Below are 13,316 nucleotides of genomic sequence, written 5' to 3'. Positions count from 1 at the left end.
GACGAATGAGAACGAAACATGATTCTGGCAGACAAATGAAACAGACGGGGATTTGCGGGACACTGCTGGCGCGAAAAAAACAGAAGCAGAGACGGAGTTCTAACTCGAACGTTCACCCCAGCCTGCATCCGCAGATTCCGCCGCACCTGATGACCGGAATACGAGGCCTGAGGCACGGCAGATAGCCGTGCGAGGTCATCGTGAAATTCACGGTCATGGACACTGGTTCAGTGGCACGCGTCGGACTCGCAATCGAGTCCTTTTTAGTGGCGTCCAACACTACACGGGCACAGTGATTCATCCCCCCGATGATTTATGAAAAAAGACACTGCCGCATGAGCTTTGCCTGATCACCGTCTGGCATTTTCGCCCACAGCGGCGTCTTCATTGGGCATGATGCATCACCGAGTGGCCGCCTGACGCCTCAGCTGCCGTCCTTTGCGCACGAGCAGCACCAGCGGCACGAACCAGACGAAGTTGAGGAGGATCGCGTAATGCATCGCCTTTCGGGTGAACTGGAAAAACGCGCTCTGATTGATCAAGGCTCTGGCCACAGCATCATTCACATGCTGCGCCACCGCCACGGCCCCCAGCGCATGATGACGCGCCGCCACCATGCCCCCCTGCACCGCCTCCCAGCCCACGGCGCAGCCTCCATAGGCCTGCCAGCCAAGTGCACAGCCGCCAATGGCCCACACGCCCAGGCCAAGCCCACCCCAGCAGAGCACGCCGACGGCCAGCCCGCCCAGTGAGATCAAACCCAACGAACAGGCACCCAGACTGATGGGAGCGATGGTGCAGGCACCGAAGGCCCCAATCACACCCAGGGCAAAATCCCCCATGGCAAACCACGCTTTTACGGGACGGATGGGCTCGCCGTGCTTTCTCCCCAGCCGCATATGCACGAGAGGCAGCCCCAGCAGTGTGAGTCTGCTACGATATTCGAGATGCGGCACTCCCCAATTTCCCACAGGGAGAATGCCTGCGTCTTCCACGGCGGATTCTGCGGACACGACTTTCCGGTTCTGCCGCAGCGCCCATGCCCCTCCTCCGGCACAAAGCAGGATACATCCACCGATCATGCCCGTCAGCAATGTGACATACGCCGCAGGATGCTGGAGGGCCAGCCACCGGCCGTAAATCATCAGCATCGTGGTGTAGGCACAGAAAAAGAGGATGGCAGCCAGCAGCACACGGAAGAATTTTTTGATCATCCGCTGCTCTTCCACAGAGCGGGCGCTGTCCATGCTCACCTTGTAGCCCACGCCTGCCGCCGCAAAGCCCAGCAGCGGGCTTAGCACTCCGTTCAGCAGGGCCATGACCAGCGGTTTCCCACTCGCGCCGCCTTTGGCCAGAGTCATGCCCGCCGTGGCTGCGGAGGCAGAGGTGGTGCCCAGGGGCAGCGCTGCCAGCACGCCAAAGGTGAACGCTGCTGTGGGCATGGTCTGGCGCAGCGCGTTGCCCAGCCTGCGCTCCACCTGCTCTGCCAGCATGGCCCGGCCGCGCGCCAGCCGCTGCTTCACCGCATCTTCGGAGAGTCCCAGGGACTCCGCCACAGCGGCCACGGAATCATTCTGGCGATAGAAGAGCACCATGGGCTCGCGGTAGTTTTCGGGCAGGCTCTGCAGCGTGCGCCAGAGCAGCGCGCTCTCCTGCTCACTAATCGCGCTTTCATCGGGTGGGAGCTCGGGGGATGCGGGATGCATCATTTCGTCTAGCTCCGCTGCCATCGCCGTAGGCGTGCGCTGCTGGCGCCGCAGAAAATTGTTAATCACATGCCTAGCGATGCCGCAAAGCCAGCCGCGGATGTTGCCCTTCTCGCGCAGATTCCGAAGCTGCTGCCAGGCGGTGATGAAGGTCTCCTGCGCCAGGTCCTCGCTCACATGCACATTTCCACAGGCACTGTACGCGAGGCCGCAGATGAGCGACTGGTGACGCTCCACCAGGCTGCCAAAGGCTTGTGTATCGCCCCGCAGACTGAGTTCCACGAGGTGGGCGTCGTTCGTAGTTGCTGGGATGAAGGTTGCAGTATTCATGACACCCACCAGTGGTCGCCACTGTCCGGCTGGTGACAAAAAAGTATGCGGTTTTCAGCGTTCCAGTCAAATGACGGCCCGCTGCTGCAGCCACTCGATGCGCCGCTGCAGTTTCTCCCGGCGGTCCTCATTCGGATTTGGGTAGAGAATCGGATACCAGACGGTGATGACTGCCGCACGGGCGATGAGGCTGTGATGCAAAGCCTCTTCGTCGATGGCTCCGCCGGCTTCGCAATAGGCATCGCAGATCTTTTTCACTGCAGCGTGATCATCCTCGAGTATTTGTGCGTTCCAGATAATAGACGCCACGTCCCATTCCACAGGGCCTGAAAAAGTATCCTCCCAGTCTGTCCACAGCAGGCCGCGTGTGGTGTTCATGAGATTGCCCATATGAGCGTCTCCGTGGAGAGGCTGCTGCGGATAGCGGTTCAGCGCCTTGATGGACTGAGTCAGATGATTTCGCAGCATCTGCTGTGTGTCTGGAGGAAAGAGCTCGCGCTCATCCAGAATCGCAAGGCTTTCGGTGATGATGGCTAGATGCGGCAACGGCTCGGTAAAGCGGCTCATGACGTCATGGCACTGCTGCAAGGTGCGGCCGATTTCACGCGGGTCGGGCGCGGCGTCGATACGGGTAACGAATTGCCAGAAGTTCATCGGATATCCCAGGTGCTCGTGCGGGCCGGGTGGCAGGTCCGAGTGCAGGGGAATGACAGGCGCACCGTTTTCCGTGAGATGGCGGGCAATGGCATTTTCGCGTGCAAACCACTCCGTGCCCTGCCTCGGGCCACTGGTGTCCTGCACCACACGCGCCACCAGCGTCTCGGTGAGGCGAAGCACCAGTGTGCTGCTGTTTTGCAGAATGTCGCAGCGGTCTGGCGTGATGCCGTGGGCGATGGCGGTCTCGGTGGCAGCGCGGATGGGAAGATCGGTATCGGTCATGAAGGGGTGACAGAGATAGCACTCAACCCACCCATTCGCACGATTTCACGCAGGCTCCGGCAGTGGTCGCTGCCCAGCGCACGCGCCACCCGGCGATTTCTGTGGCATACTCCCGCGCATCATCCTCGTGATAGGCAGGCTGGGGTTGCAGGGCCAACGATTCATCGATGATCACGCGTACGTCATCCGGCACACGGCTTTCGCAATCCCACTGCACCGGAAGCCGCTGCGGTGCCACATCTGCAAAGCCGCTGCGTGCCTCAGGAATCGAGTCGGCATAGCGAATGTAGGGCTTGATGTCGAGAATCGGGGTGCCATCCACCAAGTCCACGCCAGAGACAAAAATGCGGGGGGCGGCGGCGCCTTCCAGTTCCACGCGGTCAAGCTTCACCACGCTCAAAGTCAGCCGGTTGGGGCGAAAGGGAGAACGTGTGGCAAAGACACCGCGCTTTTGATTCCCTCCCAGCCGGGGCGGGCGCACGGTCAGTGATGTCGGCTCCTCCTGCACCAGGTGAAACTGCGTGATGAGCCACAGGTGGCTGAACTCCTCGATGCCACGTACGGCCTCCGAACGCCGGTAGGCGGGCTCAAACTCAATGATCCCCCATGCGCTGGGTGCCAGCCCGGGCTGGCGCGGCACCCCGAACTTGTCGGTGTAGCACGTACGCAGCGTAGCGATGACATTGAGGGAAATCATGCGTCTGAAATGAGCGCGCGCTTTTCACCACGCATCCATTTTCTTCAGCGATTGCTGAAAGTGGCAGGCACCTCATGTTGTCTTAACCATGCCCATGCCCGCCAAACGCCTGCTTCTTGCCACGCTGCTCCTCACAGCCTCCGCCCGTGCGGAAAAAATGAGCTGGCTGGAGAATGACCGCATCAAGCTCGGAGTGGATCTCGACCTCGGCGGAGCCATCACCTTTCTGGCCAGCACCAAGGACGGCGTGAATGTGATCAACAACTACGACCTCGGGCGGCAGGTGCAGCTTTCCTTTTTTTCCGGCCCGGTGCCCTTTGAAGCGAACGGACAGAAGCCCGCCGAGCACTGGCGGCACATTGGCTGGAATCCGATACAGACGGGAGACGACTTTAAAAACGCCAGCCGCATACTCGCCCACGAAAATGATGGGAAGCGCATCCACCTGAGCTGCGTGCCGCTGCAGTGGCCGCTGAACAACGTGCCCGGTGAGTGCACCTTTGACTCCTGGCTGGAGCTGGATGGCGCGGTGGTGAAAGCACGTGCGCGACTCACCAACAAACGCAGCGACACCACGCAGTACCCGGCGCGATTGCAGGAGCTGCCCGCCGTGTATGCGAATGCCGCCTTTCCCCGTGTGGTGAGCTACACCGGCGCAGCCCCTTTCAGCGGCGAAGCATTCTCCGTCATGCCGAAGTCTCAGACCAAGCATCCCTGGACTTTCTGGACAGGCACAGAAGGCTGGGCGGCCCTGCTGGATGACAAGGACTACGGCCTCGGCCTCGTCACTCCTGGGCGCGTGCATTTCACCGGCGGTTTTGCCGGCAAGCCCGGCCCGAATGACACGCATGGCAACAACACCGGCTATCTGGCTGGACAGGGACAGGAAATTTTGGACCACAACATCGGCTATGAGTTCCGCTACGAGCTCGTGCTTGGCACCGTGCAGGAGATCCGCGAGCGCGCCGCCACGCATCGCACACCAGGAGCCCCTGCGTGGATTTTTTCCGCAAACCGCCAAGGCTGGCACTACCAGAATGCACGCGATACCGGCTGGCCGGTGAAGGATCACCTGCAGGTGCTGCTGGAGCAGGATGATCCGCAGCTCATCAGCCCGCTGACATTCTGGCAGGCTGGAGAAGCTGCCGTGCTGGTCATTGAGGCCGCTTTCCATACCCGCCAGAAACAGGGTGTGGTGATGCTGCAGCCGCACGGCGCGAAAAGCTACGCGCCAGAGACGGCCGTCGCTTTTTCACTCGTGGCCGATGGCGAGTTTCACCGCCATGTCATTCCATTGTCCTCCAGCCCCGCCTACCAAGGGGCCATGGTGCGCCTGCGCATTGATCCGGTAGGCCAGGGCGAGGCAGGGGCGTGGATGAAGGTGCGCAGCATTCGGCTCATGGCCCCGCAGGAGTGAGCGGTGGCAAAGATTTCAGAAGAGTGGAGCACATTCTCCGTTTAGTGGCTCATCCCTTCACTCCCCAGCCCACACGCCATGCTGCGCACACTTCTTTGCATCCTGCCTCTCGCCATCGCCATGCCCCTGGCCGCTCAAGACAAGGCCCCTGCCCCGCCGGAAGGCTTCACCGCCATCTTCAATGGCAAGGACCTCAGCGGCTGGAGCGGCGGCAGCACCTGGTGGTCGGTCGAAGACGGCTGTCTGACCGGTATCACCGACGGCAAGCTCGACTACAACCGCTTCATCACCTGGAAGGACGGCAAGGTGAAAAACTTCGAGCTGCGCGTGAAGGTGAAAGCCACCAAAGGCGGCAACAGCGGCCTGCAATACCGCGGCCAGGAGCGCCCCGATCTCGGAGAATGGGTCGTCACCGGCTACCAGTGCGATGTGGTGCCTGACAAAGACGACTACAACGGCATGCTCTACGAGGAGCGTGGCCGCCGCATTCTTGCCCATACGGGAGAGAAGGTCATTATCGACACCCAGGCCCAGCCCTGGGTCGTGGGCAAGCTGCCCGTCCACACCTTTCCCGCCGAACAGTGGCATGACTACCGCGTGCTCGTGGAGGGCAACCACCACCAGCACTGGATCGACGGTGTGCAGACCGTGGATGTGACCGACCTCGATGAAAAAGGCCGTGCGCTCGAAGGCGTCATCGCCGTGCAGGTGCATCGCGGTCCGCCGATGAAGATCCAGTACAAGGACTTCTTCCTGAAGCATCTTCCTGACGATCTGCCCCTTGTCACGCCAGCCCAGGCCACGGTGCCAGCAGATGCCGTCAAGGTGGTGCCTCAAGGAGGACCGCCCAAGAAAGCGGCCAAGTAGGCTGCCGCGAAATCACTTCGCACCGTAGGCGCTGGTCAGGTAATCGATCAGCGCCGTGTTGTCCTCGGGCAGTGGTGCGGCGTACTTTTCCTTCATCTTTTTGACCGTGGCTTCCCAGAACTTCCGCGGCAGCGGCGGCTGGGTGGAGACATACTCGGTGGAGTGGCAGGTGATGCAGAGACTCTGCGCCAGCTCCACACCCGCACCGGGCTTGTAGCTGCCGTCTTCCGCCGGCCACACGAAGCTGGAAAAATCAGGCGCATCAGCAGCGGCCTTGTCTGCGGCTGAGAGGCTGAAGCCTGTGGCAGCGATGACGAACAGGATGGCAAAAAAACTCTTCATGGAATGAAATGGATGAAGTGAAGATCAGGCGACGGTCACGTGGGTGGTCTCCACCACATTGCGCATGTAGCCCTGGGGATTCCAAAGCGGCTCCATGGCCTGCGACTCGCCCAGGCGGTTCACGGCGCGCACCTTCAGCTCGCAGGGGCCTTTCTTCTGCGGTTTCCAGGCCAAGGACCACGGGCGGAAGGAATATCTGCCCAGATCTTTGCCCAGTTCGGCCGACTGCCAGGTGCGGCCGCCGTCGTCGGACACAGCCACTTCGGTGATGCCTGCACCGTGGTCAAAGGCGATGCCGCTGAGCTGCGTGACCCCACCTGCCTGCACCTGAGCACCGTCCAGATGGCTGGTGAGGAAGGAGCGCACTTTGAAGCGCGTGATGGGGACCGTGCTCGTGGGTGTGGTGCCGGGCTCCACACAGCCCCCGGGCGTGGTGGCGATGCGGTAGCCCGTGGCCATGAAAAATCCGTCAAACACGTCCTTCACCACATTCAGCTCGTTGAGGTGCTTCACCCAGTAGGTGCCGTAGTAGCCCGGCACCACGAGCCGAAGGGGAAAGCCATTGAGCAGTGGCAGGGGCTCGCCGTTCATCTCATGGGCGATGAGGATCTCTCCGTCCAACGCGTGGTCCATCTCCAGCGCCTTGATGAAGTCTGGTGTCTGCGGCAGCGTCGGTGTGTCCAGCCCGTTGCACACCACCTGCTTTGCCCCGGCCTGCACACCGGCTTTCGCCAGGACATCCTTCAGCCGCACGCCGCGCCAGCGGGCATTGCCCATGGCCCCGTTGCCCAGCTGGCCGCCACCCACGCGCGGCTGGAAAAACCCACGGCTGTTGCCCGAGCACTGGTTCACCGCCACCACCTCCACCTGATCAAACTGAGTCTTCAGCTCCTTGAGGGAGAGCTGCAGCGGCTTGTCCACCAGCCCCTTGATCTCCAGACGGAAGGCGGCTGCGTCCACGCTGCGGGGCACATTGGCCAGATGGTAGCGCACGAAAAAGGCGTCGTTTGGCGTGATCACCTCCTTGAAGACCTCCATCGGCGTCTCGAGCTGCGGCGGGCGTGTGGTCAGCAGGATGAGCGGCCGCTTCTGCGGGAAGCGCACCATCCGACGCTCGCCATTCGCAAATGGCAGCGTGACGACGTCAGCAGCGCTTCCCAACCCCAGTCCGGCCACTGCCGCGCTGGCCTGGGAGAGAAACTGGCGACGGGAGGAACGAGAGTTCTGGATCATGGTGGTAGGCAGATGACAGTTGGGGCACCGCACTGAAGAATGCGCGTCTGCAGCACTGTGCCATGAATCAACGCTCCACGCGCCTTGGATTCTATCAAGCAACAAGGCTCCAGGTCAGCTCCAAGCCCAGTCCCACTGGCAGCGGTGTCACCGGGCCGGCGGGCGTTTCCAGCAGCTCCATCTTGGAAGGTTTTTTCTCCATCTGAAATTTTTGAGCCGATGCCGGGAAGCCGTAAAACGCAGGCCCGTTGAGACAGAGGAAATGCTCAAACATCGCCTGGCCCACCGCCGTGGTGAAATCCACGCCCGCCTCTTCAAACGCCATGGCATAGAGCTGTGGTGCGCAGCCGCCAGTGAAGCAGCCCGCCGCACAGCCGCAGGCGGTGGCCTTGGTGGTATGCGGCGCGCTGTCCGTGCCGGCAAAGAACTTGGCCTGCCCGGCTCTCGTCACGGCCTGGCGCAGCGCCGCACGGTCGTCCTGAAACTTCACAATCGGCAGGCAGTAGAGATGGTATTTGAGTCCCTGGATCAAATGTCCCAGCGTGTAGAGCAGGTGCTGCGGCGTGATTGTTGCCCCCACATGCTCCGGTGCCGCCGCCACAAACTCCGCCGCCGTGCGTGTGGTGATGTGCTCGCACACGATCCGCAGCTTGGGATGCGCCTCCAGCAGGCGGGGCATGCGCTCGGTGTAAAAGCGCGTCTCCGCATTTTGCTGCGCGTCGATGTAGTCCGGCCCGTTCAGCGCATGCTGCTCGCCATGGATGCAGAGCACGATGCCGTGCTGCTCCATCGCACGCAGCACCTCGCTGCCGATCAGGTCGTCCATCGGCATGCCATGCTCCGCATTCGTGGTCCCGTGCGGCGGGTAGTATTTGCAGGCTCGCAGCAGCCCCGAGGCCGCGCCTTCCGCGATCATAGCCGCCGTGGTCTGGCGTGTGAGGTAGAGAGGCACGATGAGCTGCTCAAAGCTGGCGGCACCTGCGGCGCGCAGCTCTGCCGAGTAGCTCTCGACGGACCATCCATCTGCCTGCGCAGCGCCAGACACACGGGAGACCGGTGGCTGGGTGTTTGGCATGGCTAGTGCTCCAGCGCAGCCCATGTCCAGATGAGAGCGGACGTACGAAGCCATCGCAGGGCCTTGGCGAAAATGCGTGTGCAGGTCAAACCAGCGGGGGAGAGTCAGTGTCATGCGCTCTCGTTAGCCCGCTGCACCGTGGGATCAATGCCGAGGTGCAAAGTTTCCATCGCCTTCTCAGCGTTTACGCCGGCCTATCACGAGCAGCAGCCCGCCGGCCAGCAGCAGAATTTTAGACGGCTCGGGCACGACGTAGATGATGCCGTTGGTGATGAACTGATCGGTGGCAAAAAACCACCCGTTGCCCAGGTTGGTCGGCAGGTCCAGATCTGCCACCGTGAAGGCTCCGCTCACACCGTCGGCATTGGTGTTCAGCGCCGCAAAGTCCAGGATGTTGAAGACATCGCCCCAGCCAGGCTGGTAGCCGGAGGCCAGCTCCACTTTGATCGTGCTTCCCGCGTTCAGCCCAAGACCGCCTGTTATTTTGATGGAATCATACAGGCCGCCGGAGCCGGCGTCTTTGAAAGCGCTCACCTGCGCGGCATTGGTGGGATCTGCGGCATGGCTGGCGGTCCCGCTCAGGGTGAGGAGCACACGCGGGCTGGCACTGTTTGCCCCAGTGGCCAGTGTGAGATTGGTGAAAGTCAGCGTGCCCAGACCATCGCCCGCACTGGCAATCGCACCAAGCGAACCATCTGTGGAAGCCCCTGGCCTCAAGATCGAACCCGCACCCATGACCACCGTGCCAGTCACGCTGCCGGTGCCGCTGAGCACCTGATTGCTCAGAGTCTGGGTGCCACCTGTGACTGCGGTGACATTGAGCGTGGCTCCGCTCCTGACTTCGAGCCATGGGCTGGCGGCCACACTGCCAGAGCCGCTGAGCGCCAGGGTGCCGGCTGCCACGGTGGTTTTTCCTGTGTAGGTGTTGGCGGCAGTCAGCGTGAGCGTGCCGGTGCCGTTCTTGGTCAGTCCTCCGTCAGCCGTGGCCCCGAGCGCGGTGTCGTGCTCCAGACTGTCGGCAATGGTGACGTTGAAGCCGTTGGAGTCGATGACCGCGCCACCGGCCTGCACTTTCGAGGTGAGGTTGGCCGAGTCGGGAATAAAATTGGTCGCGCTGTTGTTATCCGTAGCCTTCAGGGTGCCACCGTTGAAGTTCAGCACCGCAAGGCGGTTGCTGCCCGCACTCGTCGCACCGCTTGAGGTGTTCATGGCAAAGCCACGCGTGGAAAGGACGCCTGCATTCAGCGAGATGGTGCTCACAAAGCTGGACAGGTTCGCCGCAGACTGATTGCCGCCGTTGAGGAAAAAGTAGCTGGAGCCGGAGCTCGTCATGTTCAGGGTGCCGCCGTTCATCACCACGTTCGCCGTGCCGTTTTCAGACAAGCCGTAGGAACCGTTCGCCCACGTCACCGCGCCCGTTCCGCTCACCGTCAGCGTCGCCGTTCCATTGTTGGCAAACCGCGTGTTGCTGCCCAGCGTGAGGCTTCCGGCGGAGACATTCACACTGGAGACCGTGCCCGGGCCTTGTGCAAAAAGGGCATTGTTGATCGTCAGCGCCCCACCAGTCACATTGATGGTACTGGTCTGGATGAAGGCGCGGTTGCTGTTGGCAAAGACCACGGTGCCGGCAGAGACATTCATGGTGGCTCCGTTATCAAGCTGAAGACCGTTGTTTCCGTTCCCATCTCCGGTGCCGCTGTGGGTGGCCGAGGCGCCTTCAAAACTCAAAATGCTTCCCGCGCCGCTCACGACCAGCCCCTTCACAAACGATTGCGTGCCCGATTGAAACCGCAGCACCCCGCCGCTGTTCACCGTCACAGACGCCGCATTGAAGGTTCCGTCGCTGTTCACCCTCACATCACCGCCTGTCACCAGGAGCGTGCTGGCCAGATTGGTCATGGAGATCCCGCCGGTGAAGTTCAACGTGTTGGCGCCGCTGAGGGTCAGGGTGCCGCCCAGTCCGCTGACAAGACCGCCGTATGTCACGGTGCCGCCCGTGTTGTTCGCGATCACCAGCGTGCCTGCGTTCAGCGCGGTGGTGCCGGTGTAGCTGTTCGCACCGCTGAGGGTCAGGGTTCCCGTGCCATTCTTGGTCAGGCCGCCATCCACGGTGGCACCCAGCGCGCTGTCGTGCTCCAGATTGTCGGCGATGGTGATGTTAAAGCCGTTGGTGTCAATGACCGCGCCACCTGCCTGCACTTTCGACGTGAGGTTGACGGAGTAGGGGATGAAGTTCGTGCCGCTGTTGTTGTCCGTGGCCTTCAGCGTGCCACCGTTGAAGTTCAGCGCCGCCAGCCGGTTGGTCGAGTTCGCCCCCGTGTTCATGGCAAAGCCACGCGTGGAGAACACCCCGGCATTGAAGGTGATGCTGCTGGTCACCCCCGTGTTAAAGTTCACACCGTTGCCTCCATTGAGAAACAGGTAGGTGGTTCCCGAACTGGTCATGTTCAGCGTGCCACCGTTCATGATGATGCTGCCCGTTCCGTTCTCAGACAGTCCGTAGCCGCCTACCGCCCAGGTGACAGCACCGCTGTCGCTGACGGTCAGAATCGCCGTTCCGTTGTTGGCAAAACGGCTGGCGGCGCCCACGCTCAAAGTCCCCCCGGAAGCATTGATCCTCGCCGTCACGCTGCCCAATTGCGCGATGAGCGTGTTGTTCATGTTCACCGTGCCACCCGTGATGTTGAGTGTGCCGCCCTGCATCCAGAACCGGCTCGGCGTCAGGTCCACGGTGCCCGCGCTCACATTGATCGTGCCGCCATTGAGAATCTCCAGGCTGTCCTGCTCGCCCGAACTCCCGCCGCCGATGCCGTTCACCGTCACCGTCGCCCCGGTGAAATTGAGCACGCTGCTGGCACCGTCCACCTTCAGGCCATTGTTGAAGACCTGGGTGCCAGACTGCAGTTTCACGGTGCCGCTGCTGATCAGCACATCCGCAAAGAGAGTGCTGTCTCCCACGAAGCGTACATCGGCCCCCGTGGATGTGATCTTGTTGGCCGTGGAGGAAAAGCTCAGTCCGCTGAAGATGATCACTCCCGAGCCCGTGATGCTCAGATCACTCGCAGCGCTGCTGATTGCCGAATTGAACGTGAGAGCACCGCCGGTGGCGTTGATGGAACTCGTCGCTCCCAGGGAAAGCGCCATGCTCAGCGTCTCCAGGGCGGATGAATTGTTCGTCAGGCTGCCGCTCAGGGTGAGGGCGTTGCCTGCCAGCGTAAACGCACTCGCGCCCGCATTGAACGTCAGGCCGGAAACCGTCAAACCTGTGATGTCATTGGTCAAAGATGCACCGCTCGTTCCGGCACTGCCGAAAGTGAGCGTGTCGCCACTGATGGCGGGCAGCGCATCCGCAGACCAGTTGGTGTTTCCTGCGGTGTTCGTATTCCAGGCAGCATCCACATCCCCCACCCATAGCAGGGTGGCGGCGCGAAGAGGAACTGGTGCTCCAAACATGAGGGCACAAGCAAGAGCTGCGAGGACCTGAAGGGGGCCCTGACGATGGCAAAACATTCTGATTTTTTTTTGGGGGGGGCAGGACGTTGACCCAAACTCGACCTTCTGCAACGCCTTCATGCCGCCCATGCAATGATGCCCCCCTCGATTGCTGCAAATCTGTCACATCGAGATCAAAAACCGCATTGAAATTAAAGACATGACCATCAACGTCGTCGCCTTATCTTTATTCAAAGCTCTTGCTGATCTCCACATGGGCAGCAAGGATGCATTGCTCTACCTGGCAGCCGGCTAGCCCCGCTCTGCCACACTCCAAGTCCCTCCTGTATCCAACCTTCCCATGAAATCACAGCCCGTTTCCCGCCGCTCCTTCCTCGGCACCGCAGTCGCCGCCGCCACCGGCTTCACGCTTCCTCGTTTTGCTTCCGCCGTTGAGAAGCCGAACTCTGTCTTCAACGGCGTGCGCATCGGCTGCATCACCTACAGCTACCGCAGCATGGCGAAGACCGCCGAGGAAACGCTCAAGGCGCTGGTCGAGGACGGCCTCAGCGAGACCGAGCTCATGGGCGGACCGACCCAGCTTTACGCAGGCCTCAAAGGCGGCAAGATCACCGATGCCGAGCGTGAGCTGCAGCTCGCCAAGTGCGCCGAGATGCGGAAAATGTACAACGACGCAGGCGTGAACATCCACATCCACAAGATGGGCTTCGGTCAGTCGGACGAGGAGATCGAGTTCAACTTCCTCGTGGCCAAGGCCCTCGGCTGCGCCGCCGTGACCACGGAGCGCAACGCCATCCTCGCCGCGCGCGTCGCCCCGTTTGCGGACAAGCACAAGATCTGGGTCGGCTTTCACAACCACACCAACAACCTGCCGGAGATGGACAAGTTCGACTCCATCCTGGACCTCGGCCAGTACATCGGTTTCAACCTCGACATCGGCCACTACGTCGCCGGCACTCAGGGCAAGTCGCCCATCCCCGTGCTGGAGAAGTACCACGACCGCATCACCAACCTGCACCTCAAGGACCGCACCGCCGACGGCGGCAATGTCCCCTGGGGCACGGGCCAGACCCCGATCAAGGAAGTGCTGCAGCTCATGAAAAAAGAGAAATGGACCTTCCCTGCTGAGATCGAGCTGGAATACAAGATCCCCGAAGGCTCTGACGCCATCGCTGAGGTGAAGAAGTGCGTGCAGTATTGCAAAGAGGCGCTGGCGTAAGCAAGCCTTGATCCTATCAGCAAGTCACGGCCTCGGAG

The 13,316-nt window shown here is 61.5% G+C and carries 10 protein-coding genes; 3 read left to right on the top strand and 7 right to left on the bottom strand.

Annotated elements, in window-relative coordinates; genetic code table 11:
- Nucleotides 1-401 precede the first annotated feature (401 nt).
- The 3 genes from ACFQDI_RS05930 to tsaA all read right to left on the bottom strand — a co-directional run bounded on the left by ACFQDI_RS05930 (nt 402) and on the right by tsaA (nt 3,672).
- Nucleotides 402-2,036, bottom strand: coding sequence for an RNA polymerase sigma factor (locus ACFQDI_RS05930; protein WP_377164424.1), 1,635 nt, complete (start codon nt 2,034-2,036; stop codon nt 402-404).
- Nucleotides 2,037-2,102: 66 nt separating this feature from the next.
- Entirely contained in the window at nt 2,103-2,975 is an 873-nt protein-coding gene (locus ACFQDI_RS05925; protein WP_377164422.1) for a phosphotransferase, read from the bottom strand.
- Nucleotides 2,976-2,997: 22 nt separating this feature from the next.
- Nucleotides 2,998-3,672: a tRNA (N6-threonylcarbamoyladenosine(37)-N6)-methyltransferase TrmO gene (gene tsaA, locus ACFQDI_RS05920; RefSeq protein WP_377164420.1), complete on the bottom strand. Its 675-nt coding sequence runs from the start codon at nt 3,670-3,672 to the stop codon at nt 2,998-3,000.
- Between the two features lie 94 nt (nt 3,673-3,766).
- On the opposite strand from tsaA, the gene ACFQDI_RS05915 reads away from it, so the two are divergent.
- Nucleotides 3,767-5,089, top strand: coding sequence for a hypothetical protein (locus ACFQDI_RS05915; protein WP_377164418.1), 1,323 nt, complete (start codon nt 3,767-3,769; stop codon nt 5,087-5,089).
- Between the two features lie 78 nt (nt 5,090-5,167).
- Nucleotides 5,168-5,956, top strand: a complete 789-nt coding sequence (locus ACFQDI_RS05910) for a 3-keto-disaccharide hydrolase (protein WP_377164416.1) — start codon at nt 5,168-5,170, stop codon at nt 5,954-5,956.
- Between the two features lie 12 nt (nt 5,957-5,968).
- On the opposite strand, the gene sorB is transcribed toward ACFQDI_RS05910, so the two are convergent.
- The 4 genes from sorB to ACFQDI_RS05890 all read right to left on the bottom strand — a co-directional run bounded on the left by sorB (nt 5,969) and on the right by ACFQDI_RS05890 (nt 12,059).
- Entirely contained in the window at nt 5,969-6,298 is a 330-nt protein-coding gene (gene sorB, locus ACFQDI_RS05905; RefSeq protein WP_377164414.1) for a SorB family sulfite dehydrogenase c-type cytochrome subunit, read from the bottom strand.
- A gap of 24 nt (nt 6,299-6,322) precedes the next feature.
- Nucleotides 6,323-7,531, bottom strand: coding sequence for a SorA family sulfite dehydrogenase catalytic subunit (gene sorA / locus ACFQDI_RS05900; RefSeq protein ID WP_377164412.1), 1,209 nt, complete (start codon nt 7,529-7,531; stop codon nt 6,323-6,325).
- A 94-nt stretch (nt 7,532-7,625) separates the two neighbouring features.
- Nucleotides 7,626-8,720 carry an amidohydrolase family protein gene (locus tag ACFQDI_RS05895; protein WP_377164410.1) on the bottom strand — a complete coding sequence of 365 codons (1,095 nt, stop codon included), beginning with the start codon at nt 8,718-8,720 and terminating at the stop codon, nt 7,626-7,628.
- Nucleotides 8,721-8,783: 63 nt separating this feature from the next.
- Entirely contained in the window at nt 8,784-12,059 is a 3,276-nt protein-coding gene (locus ACFQDI_RS05890) for a beta strand repeat-containing protein (RefSeq protein ID WP_377164408.1), read from the bottom strand.
- 340 nt (nt 12,060-12,399) lie between these two features.
- On the opposite strand from ACFQDI_RS05890, the gene ACFQDI_RS05885 reads away from it, so the two are divergent.
- Complete coding sequence (locus ACFQDI_RS05885) at nt 12,400-13,278, top strand: sugar phosphate isomerase/epimerase family protein (protein WP_377164406.1); 879 nt, start codon at nt 12,400-12,402, stop codon at nt 13,276-13,278.
- Nucleotides 13,279-13,316 lie beyond the last annotated feature (38 nt).

Source organism: Prosthecobacter fluviatilis (assembly GCF_042655725.1).
GTDB classification, from domain to species: Bacteria; Verrucomicrobiota; Verrucomicrobiia; order Verrucomicrobiales; family Verrucomicrobiaceae; genus Prosthecobacter; species Prosthecobacter fluviatilis.
This window is presented reverse-complemented; position numbering and strand designations above follow the sequence as displayed.

Excerpts from the sequence above, each read along its gene's own strand:
- ACFQDI_RS05930 (WP_377164424.1), bottom strand. The coding sequence starts at position 2,036 with ATGAATACTGCAACCTTCATCCCAGCAACTACGAACGACGCCCACCTC.
- ACFQDI_RS05925 (WP_377164422.1), bottom strand. The coding sequence starts at position 2,975 with ATGACCGATACCGATCTTCCCATCCGCGCTGCCACCGAGACCGCCATC.
- tsaA (WP_377164420.1), bottom strand. The coding sequence starts at position 3,672 with ATGATTTCCCTCAATGTCATCGCTACGCTGCGTACGTGCTACACCGAC.
- ACFQDI_RS05915 (WP_377164418.1), top strand. The coding sequence starts at position 3,767 with ATGCCCGCCAAACGCCTGCTTCTTGCCACGCTGCTCCTCACAGCCTCC.
- ACFQDI_RS05910 (WP_377164416.1), top strand. The coding sequence starts at position 5,168 with ATGCTGCGCACACTTCTTTGCATCCTGCCTCTCGCCATCGCCATGCCC.
- sorB (WP_377164414.1), bottom strand. The coding sequence starts at position 6,298 with ATGAAGAGTTTTTTTGCCATCCTGTTCGTCATCGCTGCCACAGGCTTC.
- sorA (WP_377164412.1), bottom strand. The coding sequence starts at position 7,531 with ATGATCCAGAACTCTCGTTCCTCCCGTCGCCAGTTTCTCTCCCAGGCC.
- ACFQDI_RS05895 (WP_377164410.1), bottom strand. The coding sequence starts at position 8,720 with ATGACACTGACTCTCCCCCGCTGGTTTGACCTGCACACGCATTTTCGC.
- ACFQDI_RS05890 (WP_377164408.1), bottom strand. The coding sequence starts at position 12,059 with ATGTTTGGAGCACCAGTTCCTCTTCGCGCCGCCACCCTGCTATGGGTG.
- ACFQDI_RS05885 (WP_377164406.1), top strand. The coding sequence starts at position 12,400 with ATGAAATCACAGCCCGTTTCCCGCCGCTCCTTCCTCGGCACCGCAGTC.